The 24963-nt window shown below is 56.1% G+C and carries 28 protein-coding genes; 14 read left to right on the top strand and 14 right to left on the bottom strand.

The window, feature by feature from the left end; translation table 11 throughout:
• The first annotated feature begins 25 nt into the window (after positions 1-25).
• The gene (locus tag AC2FLB_RS00230) at positions 26-1195 is read left to right on the top strand and encodes a sugar-transfer associated ATP-grasp domain-containing protein (RefSeq protein ID WP_142634053.1); all 1170 of its coding nucleotides are present in this window, start codon (positions 26-28) and stop codon (positions 1193-1195) included.
• Positions 1196-1244: 49 nt separating this feature from the next.
• Here AC2FLB_RS00230 and tgt read toward each other — a convergent pair whose 3' ends face one another.
• Together tgt and AC2FLB_RS00220 are read right to left on the bottom strand one after the other, a co-directional pair.
• Positions 1245-2375: a tRNA guanosine(34) transglycosylase Tgt gene (gene tgt / locus AC2FLB_RS00225; RefSeq protein ID WP_496708403.1), complete on the bottom strand. Its 1131-nt coding sequence runs from the start codon at positions 2373-2375 to the stop codon at positions 1245-1247.
• A 63-nt stretch (positions 2376-2438) separates the two neighbouring features.
• Positions 2439-3350: a nucleoside hydrolase gene (locus tag AC2FLB_RS00220; RefSeq protein WP_496708402.1), complete on the bottom strand. Its 912-nt coding sequence runs from the start codon at positions 3348-3350 to the stop codon at positions 2439-2441.
• Positions 3351-3523: 173 nt separating this feature from the next.
• Between AC2FLB_RS00220 and AC2FLB_RS00215 the strand changes: the two genes are divergently transcribed.
• The 3 genes from AC2FLB_RS00215 to AC2FLB_RS00205 all read left to right on the top strand — a co-directional run bounded on the left by AC2FLB_RS00215 (position 3524) and on the right by AC2FLB_RS00205 (position 5152).
• Entirely contained in the window at positions 3524-4414 is an 891-nt protein-coding gene (locus AC2FLB_RS00215; RefSeq protein WP_496700226.1) for an SPFH domain-containing protein, read from the top strand.
• Complete coding sequence (locus tag AC2FLB_RS00210) at positions 4414-4692, top strand: NfeD family protein (RefSeq protein WP_281972169.1); 279 nt, start codon at positions 4414-4416, stop codon at positions 4690-4692. Before AC2FLB_RS00215 ends, AC2FLB_RS00210 begins: the two co-directional genes overlap by 1 nt.
• A 97-nt stretch (positions 4693-4789) precedes the next feature.
• On the top strand, positions 4790-5152 hold the full coding sequence (locus AC2FLB_RS00205; protein ID WP_142634063.1) for an SUF system Fe-S cluster assembly protein: 363 nt from the start codon (positions 4790-4792) through the stop codon (positions 5150-5152).
• A gap of 22 nt (positions 5153-5174) precedes the next feature.
• On the opposite strand, the gene AC2FLB_RS00200 is transcribed toward AC2FLB_RS00205, so the two are convergent.
• Entirely contained in the window at positions 5175-5504 is a 330-nt protein-coding gene (locus tag AC2FLB_RS00200; protein ID WP_142634065.1) for a hypothetical protein, read from the bottom strand.
• A gap of 200 nt (positions 5505-5704) precedes the next feature.
• Between AC2FLB_RS00200 and AC2FLB_RS00195 the strand changes: the two genes are divergently transcribed.
• A complete protein-coding gene (locus tag AC2FLB_RS00195; RefSeq protein ID WP_142634067.1) occupies positions 5705-6070 on the top strand; it encodes a HesB/IscA family protein in 366 nt (121 codons plus the stop codon).
• Here AC2FLB_RS00195 and AC2FLB_RS00190 read toward each other — a convergent pair.
• A complete protein-coding gene (locus tag AC2FLB_RS00190; protein ID WP_496708401.1) occupies positions 6061-6990 on the bottom strand; it encodes an isopenicillin N synthase family dioxygenase in 930 nt (309 codons plus the stop codon). The genes AC2FLB_RS00195 and AC2FLB_RS00190 overlap by 10 nt on opposite strands.
• Before the next feature lie 116 nt (positions 6991-7106).
• Between AC2FLB_RS00190 and tpiA the strand changes: the two genes are divergently transcribed.
• Positions 7107-7856 carry a triose-phosphate isomerase gene (gene tpiA, locus AC2FLB_RS00185; RefSeq protein ID WP_496704700.1) on the top strand — a complete coding sequence of 250 codons (750 nt, stop codon included), beginning with the start codon at positions 7107-7109 and terminating at the stop codon, positions 7854-7856.
• Here tpiA and AC2FLB_RS00180 read toward each other — a convergent pair whose 3' ends face one another.
• The 6 genes from AC2FLB_RS00180 to AC2FLB_RS00155 form a co-directional block, all read right to left on the bottom strand.
• Positions 7857-8168 carry a DMT family transporter gene (locus AC2FLB_RS00180; RefSeq protein ID WP_281994682.1) on the bottom strand — a complete coding sequence of 104 codons (312 nt, stop codon included), beginning with the start codon at positions 8166-8168 and terminating at the stop codon, positions 7857-7859.
• Positions 8169-8323: 155 nt separating this feature from the next.
• Positions 8324-9700, bottom strand: a complete 1377-nt coding sequence (locus AC2FLB_RS00175; protein WP_142634073.1) for a TRAP transporter large permease — start codon at positions 9698-9700, stop codon at positions 8324-8326.
• Positions 9700-10377, bottom strand: a complete 678-nt coding sequence (locus tag AC2FLB_RS00170) for a TRAP transporter small permease (protein WP_496691312.1) — start codon at positions 10375-10377, stop codon at positions 9700-9702. The genes AC2FLB_RS00175 and AC2FLB_RS00170 overlap by 1 nt, the downstream gene beginning before the upstream one ends.
• A gap of 113 nt (positions 10378-10490) precedes the next feature.
• A complete protein-coding gene (locus tag AC2FLB_RS00165; protein WP_142634078.1) occupies positions 10491-11492 on the bottom strand; it encodes a DctP family TRAP transporter solute-binding subunit in 1002 nt (333 codons plus the stop codon).
• A 363-nt stretch (positions 11493-11855) separates the two neighbouring features.
• Complete coding sequence (locus tag AC2FLB_RS00160; protein WP_271946867.1) at positions 11856-13085, bottom strand: sigma-54-dependent transcriptional regulator; 1230 nt, start codon at positions 13083-13085, stop codon at positions 11856-11858.
• Positions 13082-14815, bottom strand: a complete 1734-nt coding sequence (locus tag AC2FLB_RS00155; RefSeq protein ID WP_496691313.1) for a sensor histidine kinase — start codon at positions 14813-14815, stop codon at positions 13082-13084. Before AC2FLB_RS00155 ends, AC2FLB_RS00160 begins: the two co-directional genes overlap by 4 nt.
• Before the next feature lie 47 nt (positions 14816-14862).
• Here AC2FLB_RS00155 and AC2FLB_RS00150 point away from each other — a divergent pair, with 47 nt between their 5' ends.
• Positions 14863-16044, top strand: a complete 1182-nt coding sequence (locus tag AC2FLB_RS00150) for a cytochrome P450 (protein ID WP_496708400.1) — start codon at positions 14863-14865, stop codon at positions 16042-16044.
• Between the two features lie 3 nt (positions 16045-16047).
• On the opposite strand, the gene AC2FLB_RS00145 is transcribed toward AC2FLB_RS00150, so the two are convergent.
• A complete protein-coding gene (locus tag AC2FLB_RS00145) occupies positions 16048-16527 on the bottom strand; it encodes an Lrp/AsnC family transcriptional regulator (protein WP_142634084.1) in 480 nt (159 codons plus the stop codon).
• Positions 16528-16669: 142 nt separating this feature from the next.
• On the opposite strand from AC2FLB_RS00145, the gene cobA reads away from it, so the two are divergent.
• The 7 genes from cobA to infC all read left to right on the top strand — a co-directional run bounded on the left by cobA (position 16670) and on the right by infC (position 22295).
• Positions 16670-17446, top strand: a complete 777-nt coding sequence (cobA, locus tag AC2FLB_RS00140) for a uroporphyrinogen-III C-methyltransferase (RefSeq protein WP_496708399.1) — start codon at positions 16670-16672, stop codon at positions 17444-17446.
• The gene (locus AC2FLB_RS00135; protein WP_496700218.1) at positions 17446-17760 is read left to right on the top strand and encodes a DUF2849 domain-containing protein; all 315 of its coding nucleotides are present in this window, start codon (positions 17446-17448) and stop codon (positions 17758-17760) included. Before cobA ends, AC2FLB_RS00135 begins: the two co-directional genes overlap by 1 nt.
• Positions 17761-17827: 67 nt before the next feature.
• A complete protein-coding gene (locus AC2FLB_RS00130) occupies positions 17828-19492 on the top strand; it encodes a nitrite/sulfite reductase (RefSeq protein ID WP_496708398.1) in 1665 nt (554 codons plus the stop codon).
• Complete coding sequence (locus AC2FLB_RS00125) at positions 19482-20243, top strand: phosphoadenylyl-sulfate reductase (RefSeq protein WP_496691317.1); 762 nt, start codon at positions 19482-19484, stop codon at positions 20241-20243. Before AC2FLB_RS00130 ends, AC2FLB_RS00125 begins: the two co-directional genes overlap by 11 nt.
• The gene (locus AC2FLB_RS00120) at positions 20240-20647 is read left to right on the top strand and encodes a DUF934 domain-containing protein (protein WP_496695306.1); all 408 of its coding nucleotides are present in this window, start codon (positions 20240-20242) and stop codon (positions 20645-20647) included. Before AC2FLB_RS00125 ends, AC2FLB_RS00120 begins: the two co-directional genes overlap by 4 nt.
• Positions 20648-20756: 109 nt before the next feature.
• Positions 20757-21590 carry a ferredoxin--NADP reductase gene (locus AC2FLB_RS00115; RefSeq protein WP_496708667.1) on the top strand — a complete coding sequence of 278 codons (834 nt, stop codon included), beginning with the start codon at positions 20757-20759 and terminating at the stop codon, positions 21588-21590.
• Between the two features lie 123 nt (positions 21591-21713).
• On the top strand, positions 21714-22295 hold the full coding sequence (gene infC, locus AC2FLB_RS00110) for a translation initiation factor IF-3 (protein WP_246097134.1): 582 nt from the start codon (positions 21714-21716) through the stop codon (positions 22293-22295).
• Between the two features lie 48 nt (positions 22296-22343).
• On the opposite strand, the gene AC2FLB_RS00105 is transcribed toward infC, so the two are convergent.
• The 3 genes from AC2FLB_RS00105 to AC2FLB_RS00095 form a co-directional block, all read right to left on the bottom strand.
• A complete protein-coding gene (locus AC2FLB_RS00105) occupies positions 22344-22733 on the bottom strand; it encodes a hypothetical protein (protein WP_496708397.1) in 390 nt (129 codons plus the stop codon).
• Between the two features lie 73 nt (positions 22734-22806).
• Positions 22807-24123 carry an aspartate aminotransferase family protein gene (locus AC2FLB_RS00100; protein WP_496708396.1) on the bottom strand — a complete coding sequence of 439 codons (1317 nt, stop codon included), beginning with the start codon at positions 24121-24123 and terminating at the stop codon, positions 22807-22809.
• On the bottom strand, positions 24120-24887 hold the full coding sequence (locus AC2FLB_RS00095) for a beta-keto acid cleavage family enzyme (RefSeq protein WP_496708395.1): 768 nt from the start codon (positions 24885-24887) through the stop codon (positions 24120-24122). Before AC2FLB_RS00095 ends, AC2FLB_RS00100 begins: the two co-directional genes overlap by 4 nt.
• Positions 24888-24963 lie beyond the last annotated feature (76 nt).

Raw genomic sequence — 24963 nt, 5'->3', positions numbered from 1 at the left:
TGATCGATTACTGTGAGTCGTAGAGATGACAAATCCAAAAAATATCAATGCTGCGGAATCCGACCATCAACGGTACTTATCTGCCCGCGACTCCGATCATGCGACTCTTTTAGCGCATGCCGCCAAAAGCTCTGGGCGCTCAGTTTTACAAGTCCAACGGAGCTTCAATCAAATGGCAAAGCCTCCCAGCCGTTTGAATATGGTTGAGTATGTGCGCAATGGCCTTCATCACGAAGACCGCTTTACCGACGCCGAACGCGCGGCATACATCTCCAATGATCTCCATTGGCCCATCGCCCACAAGTGTAACCATCATGGTTGGAACAGTGCCGCAGAAGACAAGATACTGGCTTCTACTTTGCTTGAAACAGCGGGTGTACCTGTCCCGGAAACCGTTGGCGTCATCGACCGTTCAAACCGACACTACCCCGGGGTTACGAAGATCAACACTCCAGAGGCGTTGCGCGATCTCGTTTGCAACCATCTGGAAGGTGGGCTTTTTGGAAAGATCGTCGAGGGGATGGTAAGCTTTGGGGCCTTTTTGATCGAGGATGCGGATCAATCCACTATCACTTGTGCAGGCCAACCGCCGATCACCTATGAGGCATTCCTAGACGAGTTCGTTGGGCAGAATTCATATGTCGTGCAACCTTTGCTCAAAAATCACTCTGCAATCCAAGACTACGCTTCAGCCCTTGCAACGGTGCGAATGGTTACTCTGGTAAGAGAAAACGACGTCTTTTGCCCAGTTGCCGTTATTAAACTTCCGCAGGGCCCCAATATTGCGGACGCCTTCTGGAGACCGGGGAACCTTGCTTGTTCGATCAATATCGAAACCGGTGTTATCGAAACCGTCGCGCGCCGCGCCAAGATGGAAACAGAATTCCTGGATGACCATCCTGACAACCCCGGTTTAATGGGCTTGAAACTGCCTTTTTGGGACGAATTGATCGAAATAAATGACCGTGCTGCAAGAACCTTTCAGCCAATTCGATATCAGTCGACCGACATTGCTATAACCGAGTCTGGTCCGGTCGTTGTCGAGCTGAACTATGGCGGTGGCTTCGACCTGCCTCAATATGCAAGTGGCCGTGGGATGTTGACACCAGAAGTTCGTAGCTTTTTCGAAGGGTTTGGCTACGACCTCGATGCAAAACCACAAAAGAAGCGCTGGCTGTTCGGTAAACGCAGATAAAGCGCCCTCAATCTGGTGACTTGTTAGGTCGACTGAAAAGGCGCTGAACCTAAATCTGTTCAATATCCCCTTGCGCGCGCTGCGCATGGAAGGTCGCCTGCCAGGCATCGAATGTACCAGCTGCAATGGCATCGCGCATACCCTGCATGATTTCCTGAAAATAGTGCAGATTATGCCAGGTCAGCAGCATGCCCGAGATCATCTCGTTCGAGCGGAACACATGGTGTAGATAGGCGCGAGAATAGTTCGAACAAGCCGGGCATGAGCAGGCCTCATCCAGCGGGCGCGGGTCATCTGCGTGGCGGGCATTCTTTATGTTGACCACGCCGTAACGAGTGAACACCTGTCCTGTGCGACCGGACCGTGAGGGTAAGACACAATCCATCATGTCGATCCCGCGGGCGACAGCTCCGACAATGTCGTCAGGCTTTCCAACGCCCATCAAATAGCGCGGTCTGTCGGCTGGCAGAAAGTCAGGAGCGTAGTCAAGGCAACCAAACATTGCCTCCTGACCTTCGCCCACGGCCAGACCGCCAACCGCGTAACCTTCGAATCCGATCGCTTTCAGCGCCTCGGCACTTTCATCGCGTAAATCCTGTTCCAGCCCGCCTTGCATGATCCCAAACAACGCATGTCCAGGACGGTCGCCGAAAGCCTGTCGCGATCGATCGGCCCATCGCATCGACAGGCGCATTGATTCAGCAATTCGATCTCGATCTGCGGGTAAGGCCGGACATTCGTCAAAACACATCACGATGTCTGACCCGAGCAGACGCTGAATCTCCATCGAGCGTTCCGGGGTCAGCTCGTGCTTGGACCCATCGACATGAGATTTGAAGGTCACGCCCTTTTCGGTCAGTTTGCGCAGACCAGCCAGGGACATGACCTGAAATCCACCGGAATCCGTCAGGATCGGACGATCCCAGTTCATGAACTTGTGCAACCCGCCCAAACGGTCGATGCGTTCAGCCGTAGGGCGCAGCATCAGGTGATAGGTGTTCCCCAACAAGATATCGGCACCGGTTGCACGAACACTCTCCGGCATCATCGCCTTGACCGTCGCGGCAGTCCCCACTGGCATGAACGCCGGGGTACGCACCTCACCGCGCGGCGTGTGGATCACCCCGGCGCGGGCCTTGCCGTCGGTGGCCTTCAGGTCAAATGAGAAACGGTCTGTCATTGGGCATCCTCGGGTCGCTGAACCGGGCAGGATTTGCCCGATCTGTTCAGCCATTGCAAGTTGTCAGGGTAAAGAGGCAACCTGCCGGGTAAACAGATCAACAACCCCTGCCCCGTCAACATCCCGGCATACCAGCACAGCCGGTCGCGTTGAGACCGGACGCGTAGCGCCGGATTCCGTACCACCCACAATTACCTCAACCCCGGTTTCGACCATCTCGAACATCGTGCCATGGGTGCAGGCGATCACAGCAGTCGAGTCATGCAGGCCGCAGCCCTCCAACCCGCCGATATCCTTGTAGAATTTCAGGTAAAATACCGAGATGTCACGCAGGAAAGCCCCCATATCGGGCGAGCGTTGGGCCAGACCGTCAAAATCCGCACTTTTGTACAGCGTTTTCAAGGTGACATCCAAACCAACCACAACGGTCGCCGGGGGTGCTGCAAACACTTCATTTGCGGCAAGGGCATCGTGATAGATGTTTGCTTCGGCATGTTCCGTGATGTTTCCTGGGCAGAAAACCGCCCCACCCATGATCACCAACTGTTTGATGTTCTGCGAAAACTCAGGATCCAAACGCATCGCCGCAGCAATATTAGTCAAGGGGCCGATTGCACAAACCGTCAGCTCTCCCTTGTGGCGGCGCGCCATTTTCACCAGGAATTCCGTGGCATTCAAATCATGGTTCGCCCCGATTTCCGGGATATCGGTAATATCCCCAAAACCTTCGGGACCGTGAACGTGTTCGGACGGTGCGTGGTGTCCTGTTCCCTGTGGGTAGGCCGCGCCTTGGGCGACGGGAATGTCCAACCCAAGTTTATCCACCAAAAACCGTGCATTGCGGCTGGATTGATGGACGTGGGTGTTGCCAAAAACGGTCGTCAGGCCGATCAAGTCAATCTCGGGGGCTGCAGCGGCATATGCAATGGCCATCGCATCGTCGATGCCGGGGTCTGTATCAATAATCAGTTTCATCCCAGCCCGATAGCGCAAACGCGAGGGGATGCAAAGCGGTCACAATAGCAAAAACTAACCAAAATCCATGGATCAGCGTTTTGAATCCACGCACAATCCCTCCATACCAGAGTTGAAAAAGGGCGATTCAACCCCCAAATGTATACTATCGTACACAATAAAAGAGGACAGATATGACCGAAGACCAAATCATTGGATTGCTTTCTTCGAACATAATTTACCTGCTCGCGGCGGCATTGATCGTCATCATCACGCTAAAAGGCATTAAAATCGTGCCGCAATCAGAAAAATATGTGGTCGAACGGTTCGGGCGCTTGCATTCGGTGCTTGGCCCTGGGATCAACTTTATCGTTCCTTTACTAGATGTTGCGCGGCACAAGATATCCATTCTGGAACGCCAGCTTCCCAATGCAACGCAGGACGCAATCACAAAAGATAACGTTCTGGTCCAAATCGACACTTCTGTCTTTTACCGCATCCTAGAGCCGGAAAAGACAGTCTACCGCATCCGCGATGTAGATGGTGCTATCGCGACGACCGTTGCCGGTATCGTCCGGGCGGAAATCGGCAAGATGGACTTGGACGAAGTTCAGTCGAACCGTGCTCAACTGATCACTCAGATTCAAGGAAGCGTCGAAACCGCCGTGGATGACTGGGGGATCGAAGTGACGCGCGCCGAGATTTTGGACGTTAACCTCGATCAGGCGACCCGTGACGCGATGCTGCAACAGTTGAATGCTGAACGCGCGCGCCGCGCGCAGGTGACTGAGGCTGAGGGCAAGAAACGCTCTGTTGAGCTTCAGGCCGACGCCGAACTCTATGCGGCAGAACAAACGGCCAAAGCGCGCCGCATTCAAGCCGAAGCCGAAGCCTTTGCAACCAGTGTTGTTGCCCAGGCGATTAAGGAAAACGGTATCGAAGCGGCTCAGTACCAGGTTGCATTGAAACAGGTTGAGGCATTGAACACGCTGGGCACCGGCAATGGCTCGCAGACTATCGTTGTACCTGCCAATGCGCTTGAAGCTTTCGGAAACGCCTTCAACATGTTGAAAGGACGTACATAATGGCTGATCCCTTTTGGTTAACATGGTGGCTATGGCTGGCTGGCGCGTTGGCTTTGGGCATCCTCGAAATAGTCCTACCTGGGTTCATCTTTCTGGGTTTCGCCATCGGAGCCGGGCTGACGGGTATTCTGCTGGCAATCCCTGGAATAGCACCGTCGCTGCCGATCCTGCTTATGATCTTTGCGACTCTGTCGCTGATTGCCTGGCTGATCCTGCGCCGCGTCTTTGCTCTGCCCCATGGCCAGGTGAAGAAGTTTAGACATGACATAAACGACTAAACTCTTATGGCACCCCTTAAGGGGGTGTCATTGTGCCTCTGGACGCTGCCCGAGGCTTTCCCTATATAATTCGTCAGGTAACAAACCCGAGGCACGAATGACTCATCCGAGCGAACAGTTTGAAGGCACACCTCTTATTGCCCCTTCAACGATTGAACACCCTCTTTATGAGCCGGTGGTCGACGCCTGCCGAACGGTTTATGACCCCGAAATCCCTGTAAACATCTATGATCTGGGTCTGATCTATACGATCGACATCACCCAGGAAAACGCGGTCAAGGTCATCATGACACTGACCGCGCCCGGCTGCCCGGTTGCCGGCGAAATGCCTGGGTGGATCGTCGAGGCAATCGAACCCGTGGCCGGCGTTAAAGAAGTTGACGTGGAACTGACCTGGGAGCCTCCCTGGGGCATGGAAATGATGTCAGACGAAGCGCGTCTGGAACTTGGATTTATGTAAGGCCAAGTGCGAAGGTCTGCTGTTATTGAATTCCGCAGGTCGATTTGATTTCGTCCGACCTCTGGTTAAGCTTCTCTATGTAATCTCCTGATAACATAGTTAGTCTTTTCTTTTCGGTTCCAGTCACAAGGCCCAGAAGCGCCCCAGCAGGTGTAATGGCAATTACACTTTTGGCCTGCTCTTCTTCTGCATGTTTTCGTTCGGTTGCAATCGCGCGCAAATCACCTTCTGCCGTTGCACAGTTTACCGGATGTTGCTTTTCTTCTGCGATCGCCGTCTGAGCCAAAAACACAGACAGCATCAGAGAAGGAATTGTAAGAATATCTTTTTTTCTAAACCAAAGTCTTTTCATGCTGTTCAGCCTCAAATAATTTCCAAAAGTGGATCATGAGACAGGCTATGACGAGTGTAATTTGCAAAGCAAGCCTTGCTTACCGACTGGGGCGGGAAATCTAATACGACAGTAAAAGTTAGGTAAGAAAACCTGCTATGTCTTGAGACTGATGCCTCGGGGCACTACATTGGCAGCAACGAACAACGACGGAGATCATGATGTTCGGCATCCCCGGCAAACAGGCCGTAACAATGACACCAAAGGCTGCAGAGCAGATTGCCCGCCTGATGACTTCGGGCGGCCATGCTGGTTTGCGTATTGGCGTCAAGAAAGGCGGCTGTGCCGGGATGGAATACACCATGGACTATGTCGACCAGCCTGACACCAATGATGAAGTGGTCGAGCAGGACGGCGCGCGGATCATGATCGCCCCGATGGCACAGATGTTCCTGTTTGGAACAGAGATCGACTATGAGGTCTCGTTACTTGAATCCGGTTTCAAGTTCCGCAACCCGAATGTTGTAGATGCCTGCGGTTGCGGAGAATCCATCAAGTTCGACGAAAGCATTGCAACTCAGCCATAAGACGCTGCCTGCAAGTGCACATAGGTCTCGTTGAAACGACGCGTCAAGTGCTCTCCTGCCTGGATGACATTCTCTGAATGTGGCGGGGCAACATTGGTGTCATAAGACGGGTTGAAGAACAAAGGAACCGACAGCCTTTCAGCAGATTCACCGATCACACGGTGCAGAGTTGCCTTGACCGCCCCTGCCGTCCAGAACTCCAGCATCTCCCCAAAATTGATAATGAATGTTCCGGGCTGCGCTTGGACCTGAGCCCAACTCTGGTCCGGCATCTGTACCTCTAACCCTGCTCGACCATCGGTGGCCAGCAGGGTCAGACAGCCATAATCAGTGTGCGCTCCGATACCGAAATCCTTTTCGCCTGCCCAGACTGGACGTTGCGGGTAATAATTGCCGCGCAAAAGGGCCATGGGCGTGTCGAAGGCAGTGTCAAAGCTGTTGGCATCCTTGCCCAATGCCACCGAAATGGCGCGCAACACCCGCATGGCAACCGAACAGGCGTCACCATAATAGGCCTCGATGATTGATCGAAACTCGGGCACTGCTTCCGGCCATTGGTTCGGGGCATAAACCGAGAGGTTCTTGCCAAAGTACCTATTGGTCTCAGCTAGCTCGTATCCGCAATCGAACACCTCTTTGAAGTCAGGATTTGCAGCGGGATCTACCTGTTCCGAGCGCGAGGCGCCCCACCCGCGGTTGGACCCGGTCACAGCCATATCAACGCACCGTTTCTCGGCCTCTGGCAGCCGGAAGAATGCGTGATATGCCGAGATGACCCGTTCCACCCGACAGGCGGAGATACCAGTATTGGACACGGTCAGAAACCCAACTTCACCGACGGCGCGGGTCAATTTGGCCAATTCCGCCGTGTCGCACCGATCCAGTTTTTCAAGATCAAGATGTTCGATCATATTGCTCATTCCTCATCGCGGCGGAAACTGCCGTTTTGCAACGGGCTCTGCAACCGGAATTGTCAGACCTGACTGGCAATGATATCCGGTCACCAGAAAACCGATTTATTTCAAGGGGACGCGATATGCGGCGTAAACTGGCGGCTGGAAACTGGAAGATGAATGGTAATGCTGCCGACTTGAGCGAGCTTCAGGCCCTTTCTCACATGCATGCTGCCCCGGCAGTTGATATTCTGATCTGCCCACCTGCCACCTTGATCCATCGGGCCAAAGAGAAGGTCCCGGGCGGAAACATCCAGATAGGCGGTCAGGATTGCCACGCGGCAAACTCGGGCGCGCATACAGGTGACATTAGCGCCCAGATGCTGGTCGACGCCGGAGCGTCAGCCGTCATTCTTGGCCATTCTGAACGCCGCGAAGATCATGGTGAACAGAATGAAGATGTTCGTGCTAAGTCTATTGCCGCTATGAATGGTGGGCTAAAGGCAATCATCTGCGTCGGTGAAAGCCTGGAACAGCGCGAGGCCGCCAATACCCTGGATATAATCGGCGGTCAGATGTCCGGCTCGATCCCGGATCAGGCAACGGGCGAAAACCTAATAGTCGCCTACGAACCGATCTGGGCCATTGGCACGGGCAAAGTGCCCACTCTGGATGAAATCGGTCAGGTGCATGACTTTATCCGCGCGCGGCTGGAACGGCGCTTTGGCGAAGGCGTTGGACGTTCGGTCCGGCTGCTTTATGGCGGCTCGGTCAAGCCATCAAACGCCGCCGAGATTTTCGCCGTATCGAACGTGGATGGCGCATTGGTGGGCGGGGCGAGCCTGAAGGCTGACGATTTTTCGGGCATCATTCAGGCTCTGGAACAGGCCTGATCAGGCCAGTTTCATCGTCACCATCCCGGCAATGATCAAGACTGCCGCGCAGATCCGCGTGGCGGTCAGGGCTTCGCCCAAAAACAAGATGCCGACGGTAAACGCGCCAACCGCTCCTATTCCCGTCCAGATGACATAGGCTGTTCCCAAAGGCAGCGTCCGCATGGCCAGTGCCAGCAAGGTGAACGAACCCAGCATCGAAACCGCCATCAGGGCGGTCGGCCAGAACCGGGTGAACCCGGCAGATTGCTTCATCGCCACGGCCCAGACAATTTCAAGCAGGCCAGCAAACAACAGGATAATCCAGGGCATAGAAGAGACCTCTGATCAGTCCGGGTCGTCCCGGATACTGTCCCGTGATGGAGAGGTCGTCCTCTGCCTTTAGATAATCCCCATGGCGCCCCGTTCAAGACGCAGTGACCGGGCAGAGATCCCCTGCCCGGTCTTTTTCTCAGCGGTTGGACCCGCTAGTTTGTTATGATCTCCGGCCCCATGAAGGTGTTGGGCAGGAAGGTGGATATCCACGGGATATAGGTCACCATGATCAGGAAGACGAACAGGACCGCCAGGAATGGCAGGGCCGCCCGGACAACGCCCATCATCGGCATGCCCGCCACGCCCGAGGTCACGAACAGGTTCAAGCCGACCGGCGGTGTAATCATCCCGATCTCCATGTTCACAACCATGATGATGCCTAGGTGAATCGGGTCGATGCCCAGCTCGATTGCAATCGGGAACACCAGTGGTGCTACGATAACCAGCAGGCCCGAAGGCTCCATGAACTGGCCGCCGATCAGCAAGATCACATTGACCACGATCAGGAAAGTCACCGGTCCCAGACCTGCCGACAGCATGGCAGTTGCTATGTGCTGCGGCACTTGTTCGTCGGTCAGAACATGTTTAAGGATCAAGGCGTTGGCGATAACGAACAGCAGGGTAACGGTCAGTTTCCCAGCTTCGAACAACGTCTGCTTGGTGTCGGGGTGAAAAATCGCCGTGATCAGCGCATAAGGCTTTCTGAGCAAAGAGATATTCTTTTCCTCACCCTCGGTGCTGAGGGGGCCCATGTCCTTGTAGACGAAGCTGGCAATCAAAAATGCATAGACTGCGGCCACCGCAGCGGCCTCGGTCGGGGTAAAGATACCCCCATAGATGCCACCCAGAATGATCACGATCAGGAACAGACCCCAACCTGCTTCGCGTGCAGAGACCAAGATTTCGCCCCAGCCTTTCCATTCACCTTTGGGTAGGTTCTTGACCTTGGCCATCACATAGATGGTGATCATCAACATCAGCCCAGCCATCAGGCCGGGGATCACACCGGCGAGGAACATGCGGCCAACCGAAACTTCGACAGCGGCGGCATAGACCACCATCACGATCGACGGCGGGATCAAAATGCCCAGCGTCCCGGCGTTACAGATCACACCGGCGGCAAACTCCTTGGAATAACCAACCTGCCGCATCCCGGCGATCACAATCGACCCGATGGCCACCACCGTAGCCGGAGACGACCCCGACAGGGCCGCAAACAGCATACAGGCGAACACCCCCGCAATCGCCAGACCTCCGGGCAAGTGCCCCACGCAGGCAATCGAGAAACGGATGATGCGCCGGGCCACGCCGCCCGTGGTCATGAAGGATGAGGCCAGAATGAAGAACGGGATCGCCAGAAGGGTAAAATGCCCCTCGAACGCCTCAAACAGAGTGCCTGCGACCGAGGCCAGCGAACTGTCGGAATAGATCAGCAGAAACAGCGTCGAGCTGAGCCCCAACGCCACCGCAATCGGAACGCCGATCAGCAGCAGGCCGATCACCATCGAGAACAGAAGAATGACATCCATCAGTTGTGCTCTCCTTGCTGAGCGCGGACTTCTTCAATCTCGTCCTCGACTTCGTGGCTAGCGACCATCCGATCGGCTTCGCCGCGCCAAATCTGTACCGCAACCTGCGCAAAGCGGATCACCAAAAGCAGCATCGACACGGGCAGAACCAGATACGGCACCACCTTGGGCAGTTTTTCATAGCCCTCGCCATAGTTGATCAGATCCTCCAGAAACCGCAGCGGGGCAACCATCGGAATGTCGTCGACCTCATAAAAGCTCTGACTGCGCGCATCGAAGTTGAACCCGGTAGGGAACCATCGCCCCGATGTGGGCGGCAGATCCGCGAACACGGCCCAATAGTCATATGCGCCTTTTAGCATCAGCAGAGAAAACACCAGACAGCAGACTACAGCGATCAGAGCCAAAATCCGTCGAGGCGCCGGGCTGAGCATGTTCAGGATGGCGTCCACTCCCAGATGAGCGTGTTTCTTGACGGCATAAGACGCCCCAAGCAGCACCAACCAGCCGAAGGCGAATACCGTCAGCTCTAGTGCCCATAGGATATTGGAATTAAAGAAATACCTTGCGATCACATTGGCAAATGTCACAGCCGTCATCAGGCCCAGCAACGATGCGATCAAGGTTTCTTCGATATGGTCGACCAGCCCGCCTTGGCCGGATTGCGCACCAGACATCTATCTGTCCCCACATTTTTTTGAGATAAGTGCTGTTTGGGCGGGCCAAATCGGCCCACCCTGCCCGCGCGTCGAATACTCCCCAGTCCCCGGACGCGCGGCGTATACCAGGATCAGAACCCGGCGTTGATAGCCTGTGCGGCGTCGATCTTTTCTTGACCCACGTCACCGGCGAACTGTTCCCAGACAGGCTTCATGGCGTCGATCCAGGCCTGACGCTGTTCAGGGTTAAGTTCACGGATGATACCGCCCGCATTTGTGATCGAGACCTTGGCTTCCTCGTTCACCGAGAAGGATTCTTTGTTCCGCTGTTCTGTCACTTCGCCCAGAATGGTCAGGAACTGTTCGCGCACCGCAGGATCCAGGCTGTCCAGCCAGTCAACCGATGTCACGACCAGATAGTCGATGACACCGTGGTTGGTTTCAGTGATACCGTCCTGAACCTCAAAGAACTTCTTGCCGTAGATGTTGGACCAAGTGTTTTCCTGTCCATCGACGACACCTTGCTGCAACGCACCATAAACCTCTGAGAAAGCCATTTTCTGCGGGCTTCCGCCAATCGCCTCCATCTGCGCGACCAGCACGTCAGAAGATTGGACGCGGAATTTCAGGCCATTGGCATCCGACGGATCGACCAGCGGTTTGTTGGCCGACATCTGTTTCATGCCATTGTGCCAGAATGCCAGCCCCTGCAGGCCACGGCGCTGCATGCTGTCTTTCATCGCCTGACCGTCGGCCGAAGCCTGAAATGCGTCTACCGCATCAATGTTCTTGAACATGAACGGCAGGTCGAACAGGCGGAATTGCTTGGTGAACTTCTCGAACTTGGACAATGACGGGGCCGCCAGTTGCACATCGCCCTGCAACATCGCCTCAAGGACTTTATCGTCGTTATAGAGCGTGGAGTTCGGGTAGACCTCCATGCACATCACGCCGTTCATCTCATCATTAACGCGCTGTTCCAGCAACGAGGCTGCAATACCCTTGGGATGTTTATCGGTATTGGTCACATGCGCGAATTTCACGACGATTTCGCCGTCTTCACAAGCGGCCATGCCTGCGGTTGCTGTTACGGTTAGAGCGACGGCGGTCGCTGCCGTTGTCAGAAATTTCATCAGTCGAGTTCTCCCAGATACTTCACTACGTCTCCGGACGTGCCGAAGTCGTCCCATGGCGGCGAGTGAACCGAATCGGGCTCACGCTCTCAACTTTTTGTGGGAATCGCCGCCGGTTGACATTTTGTCATTTATTTACTTGATGTTACACGCATTCAACCAAGTCTCTGTTTGAGCCTGCAAGAAAGCCGTGCGAGAATCCGCACATATATCTGCGCCATTGTGTGGATTTCCGCACAAATAACGATTCGCCGAATCCGAATCGATTGCCGGGCATTTGGTTCGCCCCGCAGTCCGCGTCAGCGGACTGCCACGCCCAACAGCTTAACCGCATGACAATGCGGGAAAAGCTGGCGGGAGCCTTTACCTCCGGTAGTCTTCAGGACGAATGTGGTATCGCGCCAGCTTGTCGTAGAAGGTTTTGCGAGGCAGCTTTAGCGCCTTTGCGGCTTCTGATGCTTTGCCGTTATGCCGGCCAAGGGCAGCAATCAGCAGAGATCTTTCGACCCGTGCCATCTGCTCGCTCAACCCCAGTTCTGCGGCCTGCGAGACATCTTCGGGCATTCCCAGCACAAACCTCATTGCGGCTGACATCAGCGACCGTGCATTGCCCGGCCAGTCTCTGGTCATCAGCGATGCCAGATGGTCCGATGTGATTTCCGGTTCCTTTATTCCGGCCTGTTCGGCTGCCTGTGCTACGTAGTGGCGGAAGATTACAGGTATATCCTCGGGGCGCTCGGCAAGCGACGGTATGCGAACGCGCATCACATCCAAACGATAGAACAAATCCGCAAGGAACCGTCCATCCGAAGACAATTCGGCCAGGTCAGTGGTCGTGCCCGCCAGAATTCGGGCGCCTACACCCTGTTCAACCATCTCCAGTGCGGCATATTGCGTGGCCTCGGGCATGGCCGAGATTTCGTCCAGAAAAAGGGAACCGCCGGCTGCATCTTCGCAGACATGAACCAGATCGCTGGTCGACAAACCGGCGGATGGACGTTTGACAAATGGGCCCTGACTTTGCGGCGACATTAGGTGAACGACCTCGGCAACTTTGGACACTCCGCTGCCAGCCGGTCCGGTGACCAAAACTTCGGCCCCTGTCTGGGCTACTGTACGAACCCTTTCCCTCAGTTCTTCGGCCTTTGATGAGAGACCGAACAGTAGGCGTGCCGCTGGATCGCCGCGTTCGAGTTCGCTTTTCATTGCGCGTTGTTGCAGGACATGTTCTCGCGCTTCGGATGCCTTGCCCAACACCTTTAGCAGATCTGCCGCGGCGCAGGGCTTTTCCAAAAAGTCGAATGCACCCTGCCCCATGGCCTGCACTGCCATTGGTATGTCGCCTTCTCCAGTCAACAGGATGACAGGCAGATCAGCATCCATATCGCGGGTGTAGGTCAACAGGTGAAACCCGTCCCGACCAGGCATCCGGATATCCGACACGATCACTCCCGCGAAATCCGCCCGGATATGATCCTTCGCCGCCACGAAGGACCCTGCTGTCACAGGTTCGTAATCGGCAAGCTCTAACGTTTGGGCCAGCGCTTCGCGCACTGCCGAGTCGTCATCGACCAAAAGCACTTTGCGGGTCATGCTGCCCCTACGTCCTTGAAATGTTCCAGTTCCACAGTGAATACCGCACCTGTCGGAGCGTTGGTGCCCCGAATATTACCACCAAAGCTTTGAACCAGACCATAAGAGATCGACAACCCCAGCCCCATGCCCTCAGACGAACCGACAGCTTTGGTGGTATAGAACGGCTCGAACAGCTTCTCCGAGTTCTCGATCCCCGGACCTGTGTCGCTGACCGTGACCGTCAGGGTCTTGTCACTGTTTATCGCGATCTTGATCATGCGTTGTTGTTGCTCACTCATGGCATCGGCGGCGTTGTTAATCAGATTTACGAACACCTGCACCAATCTCACTTCGCCACCCCAAGCATAGATAGGGACATCTGGAGCCTGCCATTCCATACGAACGTTTTCCGAATTCAGCCGGGCCTCGGTCAATTCCAACGCCGTTTCTATTACCTGAACCAGATCAACTCTGCCCATGGGCTCGTTTTCATTGCGGGCAAAAGCCCTGAGGTTCTTGATAATTCGCGCCATTCGCGCGGCCAAATCGGAAATTCTGGTGAGGTTCTCGGCGGCTTTTGACTCGTCACCTCTGGTCAGAAAAGCCGTTCCATTCTCGGCGAATTGGCGAATGGCCATCAGCGGCTGGTTCAACTCATGGCTAATGCCCGCCGACATCTGCCCGAGCGCACTCAACTTCCCGGCCTGTATAAGCTCTTCCTGCGCATGTTTCAGCGCCACCTCTGCCTCTTCCCGTTCATGGACCTCGCGCCGCAGGGCGGAGTTCGCGGCGGTAAGTGCATGGGTTCTGCGCGTCACGCGGCTTTCCAGCACCGCATTGGCCTCAGCAAGCGCGCGCCGGCGTTCGGTTGCCATAAACAAAAGCGCCCCGAAGGCCAGACAGATCGCAGCTACCGCCGCTGCTTGCAAATTCGCCAGACGGCGCGCCGGGGCCACATCCACCAGCACCTCGGCTGTCATGTCTATCACCGGTAGATCAAGTGTAAGGTGTAACGCACGCTGTGGCAGATACCGGCCCCAATTCAAGGTCCAAAGCTCGTGTCGTCCGATCAGATTCGACGAGAAATCGACCGTCTGCCCCTCGGGCGGCACCAGCCCCGGTTGACCTTCGGCCCGACGCCAGAACAACAAGTCGGAACGGTTCGAGATGAACACCACACCTTCCCCATCAATAAAGAAAATGGCCTCGGTACTGCCCCGCCAAGTCTGTTCGACATCCTGCACATCGGCTATAACCATCAATGCGCCTTCGACTATACCGGTGGGACCAAAGGCAGGAGCTGCATAGGAATAGGTTCGATCGCCGCTTGTGGACTCAACCCCGTGGGCACTGCCCATAGCACCCTGCATGGCGCGCCTGAATGCGGGATGGTCTGCCATCGTCAATTCAGGCACCGGGTGGGCGGCTGCAAGTACCCTGCCCAGACGGTCCAGATAGACAATGTTAACGGCGGCAGTTTTGTCTGCCACGTCCAGCAACACAGCCTGCGCGATGGCGCGATCGCTCGGCGTGACAAGCGTTCGAACAGCCGGGTGGCTGGCCATCAAGACAGCCAGTTCCTGATAGACCTGCATTTGTGTGCTAAGGCGGTCGGCGGCCAATTCCAGATCGGCCTCAGCCTTATCGCTCAGCGGCGACAAAGCCTGACGAAAGCCGTATGACCACACTCCAACAGAGAGCAGCCCAACAGCAATCAGAAATGTCGAAATTAACCATACCCTTTGCATGACATTGGGTCTTGCATTCAACGCGCCTCATGGCAAGTGTGCCCGCCATGAAGACTTTGCATCAATCCCCTGTTGACCCGAATTTTGTCCAGAACCCTTATCCGTTTTATGATGCGGCCCGCGCGCATGGCGACCTTGTGTATTGGGCCGACTACCGGATGCACGCTGCTGTATCCCACCGGGCGGTTCAGGCCTTGCTGAAGGACCGTCGTTTCGGTCGCGAAGTACCGGCGGAAATGCAACGTCCAGGTCCTGCGCATCTAGCCCCCTGGCTGATGGTCGAATCTCATTCGTTGTTAGAAGCAGAGCCGCCGCGCCACACCCGGCTTCGACGCCTGGTCATGCGCGCCTTTACGTCACGTGCCATTGCGGCACTGGAACCAACGATCCAAGACCTCAGCCACAAGCTGATCGACGCCTTTCCGGATGCGCCCTTCGATCTTCTGGACACCTATTGCACGCAAGTTCCGGTCGTTACGATCTGCCGCCTTCTAGGCGTTCCCGAAGAGATGTCGCCCGAGCTTTTGCGCTGGTCCCATGACATGGTGGCGATGTATCAGGCCAGCCGCACACGCCAGACCGAGGATGCGGCGGCGGCCTCGGCAAAAGAGTTCACCGACTTTCTCTCGTCTTACGTCGAAAAGCGCCGGACTGACCCTCGGGATGACCTGATTACCCGGTTGATCGCCGCTGAAGAAGATGGTGAAAAACTGTCACGTGACGAGTTGGTTGCAACTTGCATTCTGCTGTTGAATGCCGGTCATGAGGCCACGGTTCATTCTCTGGGAAATGGGCTTAGGACCGTATTGCGACAAGGTGTAAAAGCCGATGCCTTTCAGCCTGAAACGATTGACGCCTCCGTCGAAGAAATCCTGCGCTTTGATCCCCCGCTGCATATGTTCACGCGCTATGCCTATGAAGAGATCGACCTGTTCGGGCACAGTTTTAAACGCGGTGACGAAGTCGCTTTGTTGCTTGGAGCCGCGAACCGTGATCCACAAGTCTGGGCCGAACCTCATAAGTTCGATCCAACCCGCCCCATCCTGACCAACAGCAGCTTTGGCGCGGGTCTGCATTTCTGCGTCGGAGCACCGTTGGCCCGACTCGAAATGCTAATAGCGCTGGCGGCACTGTTCGAACGCTGTCCCAACCTAGCGCTCAGCGCGGAACCGGAATATTCCAACAGCTACCATTTTCACGGGCTAAAGCGGTTGATGGTTCAGGTCTGACCGCTAGTTCTCGATCAGGGCATTCAGCGGCAGCATGGTCGTCGACTTGATCTCTTCCATCGACAGCAGAGCCGTCACATTGTGGACGCGCACCTCGGAAATCAGAGTCTGATAGAACACGTCATAGGCGCGCGCGTTCTTAACCCGCACCTTGAGGATATAGTCGATATCCCCAGCCAGCCGGTGCGCCTCTTGTACTTCGGGGCGGTCCCGCAGGGCTTTGAGGAACTTTCGCTGCCAATCCGCCTCGTGTTCAGAGGTGCGGATCAGCACGAAGAACGTCGCCTCAAAACCAAGCGCCTCGGCATCCAATAATACCGTCTGCTGACCGATCACCCCGGCCCCTTTCAGCTTGCGGATGCGATTCCAGACAGGCGTCTTGGAACTGCCGACCCGGGCTGCTATTTCGTCCAGCGATTGGCTGGCGTCGCGCTGCAGCTCAACCAGAATTTTCCGATCCGTGTCATCAATCCGCACTGACATTCCAATTTCTTCCTCGTTTCGAAACTTTCGTATCGCTTGACCAACACAGCGAAACGCTTGTTCTTTTTTATGCGCACATATGGCGCAATACCGGGAATATTTCCTATATTGAGGGTCAAGTCAAACCAACCCGGACCGAAACATGCAAGTGACGCAAACATATCAGGACGCAGGCCATGTCGACTTTGTCGGCGCAGGCCCTGGTGATCCCGAATTGCTGACGCTCAAAGCTCTGCGCGCGTTCGAGTGCGCGGATGTGGTCCTGCATGACCGGCTGATCAGCGCCGAGGTGCTGACCCTAGCCGGGCAAACGGCCGTTCTGGTCGATGTTGGCAAAGCCGGGTTCGGCCCCTCGTGGAAACAAGAAGACATCGACGCGCTGCTGGTAGAGTACGCTCTGAAGGGTCTACGCGTTGTACGCCTGAAATCCGGTGACCCCACCGTATTTGGTCGTTTGGACGAAGAAATCGACGCCGTCGAAGCAGCTGGCATCTCGTGGCAGATTATCCCCGGCATCACCGCAGCCTCGGCCGCAGTTGCAGGCATCGGGCAAAGCCAGACGCGCCGCGGGCGCAATTCTTCGATCCGTTTCCTGACCGGGCACGACATGAAGGGGTTCGCCGATCACGATTGGAGCGCCCTGGCGCAGCCCGGTTCGGTGGCGGCGATCTATATGGGCAAAAAGTCTGCCCGGTTTATTCAGGGCCGCCTGATCATGCACGGCGCCGACCGAGCCACACCTGTGACGCTGATCGAAAACGCGTCGCGTCCCGATCAGCGCATATTGACCACGACGCTGGATCACATGTCCGCCGATCTGAACGCCTCGAACATGGACGGCCCCACCCTTACTTTTTATGGCCTTGCCCCCCGCCAGGCAGCCAAGGCCCTGACTGAATTCAAAAAGGAGCACGCCTGATGGCCCGCGCTTTTACCCCCAAAGTGGTAACCGCCAACGATCTGTTGGAAGGTGACGTCATCTATCTGACCGAGGACGACCGCTGGTCGCGTGAATTATCCGAGGCAGAGCTGATCACAGACGAAGCCCACGCACAGGTCCGTCTTCTGGATGCCGAACGCCAAGCAGGCAAGATTGTCGGTGCCTATCTGGCGGACGCCATAGCTGGCGACGAAGGCCCAGAACCAACTCATTTTCGGGAAGACTTCCGCCGGACTGGCCCGTCCAACTATGCCCACGGCAAACAGGAAACTTCCCCGCAGCCCCGGGCCTGATCCCTGGCCCTCTCTCTCTCCCCTACAAAGGCCCCAGGTTCGGGGCTGCACTTAAGGACAGCTAATCATGTATCGCTACTCCGAGTTCGACACAGCATTTTTGGCAGAACGCAACAGACAGTTTCGCGCCCAGGTCGAGCGCCGCATTGACGGATCGCTGACCGAGGATGAGTTCAAGCCGCTCCGCCTGATGAACGGCCTGTATTTGCAGCTGCACGCATATATGCTGCGGGTCGCCATTCCTTACGGCACGCTGAACAGTGCGCAGATGCGCCAACTGGCCCTGCTGGCCGAGAAGTGGGACAAGGGCTATGGCCATTTTACTACCCGTCAGAACATCCAGTACAACTGGCCCAAGCTGAATGACGTGCCGGATATGCTGGACGCGTTGGCCGAGGTTGGCATGCACGCCATCCAGACCAGCGGCAACACCATTCGTAATGTGACCGCCGACCATTTCGCCGGTGCCGCCGCGGATGAGGTCGCCGATCCGCGCCCCTATGCGGAACTGCTGCGCCAGTGGTCGACCGACCACCCGGAATTTCAGTTCATGCCGCGTAAGTTCAAGATCGCCATCACAGGGTCAGAGAACGACCGTGCCGTGATCAAGGCGCATGATATCGGCCTGCAACTGGTCGAACGTGACGGCGTTCTGGGCGCCCGTGTTATCGTAGGCGGCGGTCTGGGCCGTACGCCCATGATCGGTAAAGAGCTGTCTGACTTCGTCGCCTTTGACGATCTGCTGGCCTACCTTGAGGCCACCGTGTCCGTGTGGAACCAGATCGGCCGCCGTGACAACAAGTACAAGGCGCGCATCAAGATCACCGTGCATGAACACGGCATAGACGCCATCCGCGCCAAGGTGAACGAGCGTTTCCTGCAGGTCCGCCCGCAGTTCAAAGGCGCGGATCTGAACCTGCTGGAAGAGATCAAGGGCCACTTCGCTGCACCCACCTTCCGCGAAGCGTCGGTTGCGTCGTTTGAAGGTGCATACACCAACGATCCGGTCTTCCGCTCGTGGGTCGATACAAACATCGCGCCGCACAAGAATGCGGACCACGCGATTGTCACCATCTCGATCAAGAAGCACGGCGCGACGCCGGGTGATGCAACTGCCGAACAGATGCGCGTGATTGCCAATCTGGCCGAAGAGTTCGCCTATGACGAGCTGCGCATCAGTCATGAGCAGAACGTGATCCTGCCGCATGTCCACAAATCGGACCTGCCCGCGATCCATGCCAAGCTGAAAGAATACGAGCTGGCGACCGCCAATATCGGCCTGATCAGCGACATCATCGCCTGCCCCGGCATGGACTATTGCGCTCTGGCAACGGCGCGTTCGATCCCGGTTGCACAGGAAATCGCCACCCGGTTCGAAGACCTCAAACTGGAGCATGATATCGGCCACCTGAAGATCAAGATCTCGGGCTGCATCAACGCCTGTGGTCACCACCATGTCGGCCATATCGGCATTCTTGGTCTGGATCGTGCAGGCGTCGAAAACTACCAGATCACTCTGGGTGGTGACGGCACGGAAAACGCCGCAATCGGCGATCGTACGGGTCCAGGCTTTGCCTATGATGAGATCGTTCCGGCCGTTGAGCGCATCGTCGAAACCTATCTGGAGCAGCGTGAGGGCGCCGAAGAAACCTTCCTCGAGACCTATCGCCGTGTCGGAATGGCTCCGTTCAAGGCGGCCCTCTACCCCGAGGCGCGAGCGAATGCCGCTTGATCTGATCCAGACTGAACTGGGCCGGGATAGACGTGAACTGACCGAACGGGTCAGTGAGTTGAACGCCCGGTTCCGCCACCACAGTGCGCATGACGTGATGCACGGAGCAATGGAAGAGATCGATGATCTCGCTCTGGTCTCAAGTTTTGGCGCGGAATCGGTGGTGTTGCTGCATATGGCGGCCGTGGTCGACAAGATGATCCCGGTGCTGTTCATCGACACGCAGATGCTGTTCACCGAAACGCTGGAGTATCAGCAGGAAGTGAGCGAGCGGTTGGGGTTGCGAAACGTCAAGATCATCCGCGCGGATGAAGAGGATGTTCAACGCGACGACCCCTATGGCGCGCTGCGTCTGCGGGACATGGATGCGTGCTGTAACCTGCGCAAGACCTTCCCGCTGCAACAGGCGTTGCTGGGATATGATGGCTGGATCACCGGGCGCAAACGGTTTCAGGCCGGGTCCCGCGCCACGCTTGATTTCTTTGAGGTCGAGGACGGCACAGGCCGGATCAAGGTCAACCCGCTGGCCCATTGGGCGCCCGAAGATGTGCGCGCCTATATGGAAGAGAACAACTTGCCCAGGCACCCGCTGGTGGCCAAAGGATACCCTTCGATCGGCTGTGCGCCCTGTACTTCGCCGGTCAAACAGGGCGAAGACCCCCGCGCCGGACGGTGGCGCGATCAGAACAAGGAAGAATGCGGCATTCATTTTGTAGATGGCAAGATGATGCGCGCCGGAGAGAACACATGAACGTTATCGTAACCGATGAGGGGTTCGCCCCCGATGATTGGACTGATGGCTATGTCACGCTGGAAGACGCGGCCAATGATGTGGTCGCGCTGGATGTCAGCTCAGACACGGATCCCGATGAGCTTGCCGAACGGCTGGGCTGCGCCAAGATGGTGCGTGTCGATTTCCCGTCCTTTGCGGATGGGCGCGGCTTTACCATCGCGCGGACCCTGCGCCTGAAAGGCTATACCGGTCGCTTGCGCGCCAAAGGTCATGTCCTTGCCGACCAGTACGCCATGGCGCGGCGCAGCGGCTTTGATGAGGTCGAGATTGAAGACACTCTGGCCGATCGTCAGCCCGAAGATCAATGGGTGGCTCGCGCCAACTGGCAGGACAACAACTATCAGGCCCGCCTGCGCGGCTAAAATCGCCTTTTGCAGCCTCAAATAGGAACGTAGGGGCAAGAGCCCCCTTTTCCTGACTTGGATCAAAGATTAAACGGAGATGTCGGTTTACTCCACCGGCAGTGAAACGATGACAGAGATGAAACCCGTGACCGAAGCAACCGCCGTGAAGGCCCCCGTTCTGCCGGACGCCCAGACTGTAACAGACGTCAAACATTGGACCGACAGCCTGTTCTCATTCAAAGTGTCGCGCCCCGCGTCCTTGCGGTTCCGCTCGGGCGAGTTTGTGATGATCGGCCTGCTGGGCGACAACGGCAAACCCCTGCTGCGCGCCTATTCCATCGCCTCGCCGTCCTGGGATGAGGAGCTTGAGTTCTATTCGATCAAGGTACAGGACGGCCCGCTGACTTCGAAACTTCAGCACATCAAACCAGGCGATCAGATCATCCTGCGGCCCAAGCCGGTTGGCACGCTGGTCCATGACGCCCTGCTGCCCGGTAAGCGCCTGTGGTTCTTTGCCACCGGCACCGGCTTTGCACCCTTCGCCTCACTGCTGCGCGAACCGCAGACCTATGAGGATTATGACGAGATCATCATCACTCATACCTGCCGCGAAGTGGCCGAGCTGGAATATGGTCGTCAGCTGATCGAAGACATTCGCCAGGACGAAATGCTGGCTGAGCTGATGGGCGAAGGTTTTGCGGACAAGATTCGTTACTACCCGACCACCACACGCGAACAGAGCCCCAAGATGGGCCGCATTACCGAGCTGTTGAAAGACGGCACAGTATTTGCCGATCTGGGGATTGAGGGCGGCATCCAGCCGGATACGGACCGCGCGATGGTTTGCGGATCATTGGCTTTCAACCTGGATATCAAAAAAATCCTCGAGGATTTCGGACTGCGCGAAGGCGCAAATTCCGACCCCAAGGAATTCGTCATTGAAAAGGCCTTTGTTGGCTAATCCGGTTTGCCGGTCTGATATGCGACATCAGATCGGCAAAAACGCGGGAATATCATGGGAAATTCACGCTGGTGGTCACTTATGCCGCTTGAATCGTCCCGCAGCCCAGTCTAAATTCCGGGCTTGAAATTCTGCAATCATCAAAGGAATGAACCCATAGCTCGCAGACCTCACAACGCGCCGCCTCAGAGAGACACCGGCCCGCGCGTCAATGATAAGATCCGTGCCCCCGAAATTCGCCTTATCGGCGCCGAAGGTGAAAATGTCGGGGTGGTTCATCCCGCCAAAGCCATGCAACTCGCGGACGAAGCCGGCCTGGATCTGGTCGAGATTTCGCCGAATGCAAACCCTCCGGTTTGCAAAATCATGGACTTTGGTAAATTCAAGTACGAAACGCAGAAACGCGAGGCCGAAGCGCGCAAAAAGCAAAAAGTCATTGAGGTGAAAGAGGTCAAGTTCCGTCCCAACACCGATACTCATGACTATGAAGTCAAAATGCGCAACGTGTTCAAATTCCTTGAAAACGGCGACAAGGTAAAGGTGACTCTGCGCTTCCGTGGTCGTGAGATGGCACACCAGAATCTGGGCCGTGAGCTGCTGGAACGTGTTGCCGTGGACACCAAGGAAATCGGCAAGGTCGAGAACATGCCCAAGATGGAAGGCCGTCAGATGATCATGATGATCGGCCCGCTGCCGCAGAAGTAAGCCCTGCGACAACTGAGTTATTCGAAACCCCCTCGGAATGAGGGGGTTTTATTTTGCGCTTCGGCTTTTGAACCAGACCCTTGCGTCATTCACATCAAATGCCAGCGAAATCAGGTCAATAACCAGTAGAAACACCAGAAATTTCGCATATCCGGTCGCCAGTTCGGCTTCGCTTGCAAATGCTGCAATCACGACGAAAACCATTGGCACCCAACATATTAGATGCGGAAATGCCATCGCTTTGCTCATCCCTCGGGTCGCCAGCATGATCGGAAGATTCAATGCCATCCCACCGATTGAGAGTGCTGCGATTAGAATACCATTGGGCTGATCCAGATACGCCAGAGGTGCCAGATTGGTCGGGATGAGCAGCACCACCAACCAGATCTGTACCCAGGCGGGCAAGTCACGAAAACTCTTCCAGATGTCGACAATCATCATCGCTCCTTCAGGAATTGACCTTTTGTCGATACCCTATTGAGTAAAAAGAGAAGGTCAGATCAAAAGAGCGTCAGATCGCGGCTTTGAGTGCAACCCCCAGCTTTTCAACCAATTCCTCAATCTGTGCGTCTTTGATAATGAAAGGCGGCGCCAACAGAATATGGTCGCCACTTCGACCATCGCGCGTGCCAGACATGGGGTAACAGATCAGACCAGCGTTTAACGCCGCCTTCTTGATCTTGCCCGCGAGACCAAGTGAGGGATCAAACGGTGTTTTTCCGGCCCGATCCGAGACCAGCTCGATACCGCGGAACAGCCCGCGGCCCCGAATATCGCCGACATTAGGGTGCTCGCTGAACGCAGTTTCCAGCGCAGATTGCAGTCTCTGTCCCATAAACTCGGCGCGCTGGGGCAGTTGTTGGCTCGTCAATTCCTTCAGCACCGCCAATGCCGCTGCAGTTGCCACCGGATGGCCGACATAGGTATGCCCGTGCTGGAAAAACCCTGACCCAATTTGGATCGCCTTATATATCCGGCTCGTACACAACATTGCGCCGATGGGTTGATAACCCGCCCCCAAACCTTTGGCGATGCACAGAATATCCGGGGCAATTCCATCGTGATCGCAGGCAAACAAATGCCCGGTGCGCCCCATTCCGCACATGACCTCATCCAGGATCAGCAAAACGCCATATTGATCACAGATTTCACGTATGCGCCTAAAATACCCTTCGACCGCCGGGACCGCCCCCAGCGTTGCCCCCACGACTGGCTCGGCCATAAACGCCATGACGGTTTCAGGGCCAAGACGCAAAATTTCGGCCTCCAACTCGTCGGCCACCCGTTGACCATAGGCGTGGCTGCTCTCACCATCTTGCTTTTCGGCATATTCGTAGCAGGGCGCGATATGGGTCATTTCGATCAGCATCGGTGCGAATTGCGCACGGCGCCAGGCATTTCCCCCCGCTGACAAGGCCCCCAAAGTGTTTCCATGATAGCTTTGGCGGCGCGCGATGACGTGGCGGCGCTCGGGCTGACCGATCTCAAGAAAATACTGCCGCGCCAGTTTGATGGCGGCCTCTGTTGCTTCGGACCCTCCGGATACGAAGTAAACGCGATCCAAATCCCCGGGCGCATGATCAATCAGAAGGTCCGCAAGGGCTTCGGCAGGTTCGGACGTCATAAACCCGGTATGCGCAAAGGCGATCTTTTCAACCTGGCTTTGAACCGCCTCGATCACCGCCCGGTTTGAGTGGCCAAGACAGGACACAGCAGCATCACCGCAATCCAGATACCGCTTACCGTCAGCATCGATCAGATAGCAGCCTTCGCCGCCAACCGCGACTGGCAGCTGAGATTTCGTATGGCGTGGGAAAACGTGGCTCATGATCTATCCTCTTTCAATCTGGCGACAAGAGCCGCGACTGAGGCGGCGTTATTGTCCCAAGTGTCTCCGTTCCGATCTGCGATGCTGTTTTCAAATCCGACCCGGACATCACCGCCCAAGGACGCCGCATGTACCAGACAGTCATGCTCTTGTTTTCCAAAGGCACAGATCATCCAGGGCGAATCCCCGTCCGGAAACGCATCCAGATCCGAGGGCTTTGATTCCTGATCAGTCCGATAGCGCCCCAGAACAAGCAAACGGTCGGATTGCTGTTCGCGCACAACACCACGCTTTTGCCACCTTGTTAATAGGGCCGCATCTTCAGCGTCGTAAAGAATATGCTGAACCCGCGTCCCCTGATCCGCGCAAAGACCATAGATCCGGTCAGCCAGATCGTTATCGCGCGCGATTTCGCGGACCGAGATCGACGCCCAAGCCGGTCTAACCTTCCTCAGACATTCGAACTGGCCGCTTACATCAAAAATCCCTGCCGCCTCGGTTGTGATCTGGATGTCCAGGGCAGGAACCCTCCGCCGAAGTTCGGCAAGTGTTTCCAGATACTGTCCCGCGTCCAAAGAGTGACGGCCTTCTGTGTCCCGAATGTGCAGATGAAGACCGGCCGCACCGGCCTCATGGCATGCTCTGGCCGCTTCAAGAATTTGCGAGGTTGTGACAGGCAGGGCTGGGTGATCTGCCGCACCTCGGCGCGCACCATTGGGCGCCGCCAGAATGTAGGGTTCAGATTTCGACCGATGCTGTGACATTCCCTGCCCCCGATTACCTGTTGCCGCATCTATGCAAGCGGCCTATGTTTTACACTTCCTTCTTTCATAACATATG

The sequence above is a fragment of the Ruegeria sp. CDSA236 genome, assembly GCF_059611285.1.
This window is presented reverse-complemented; position numbering and strand designations above follow the sequence as displayed.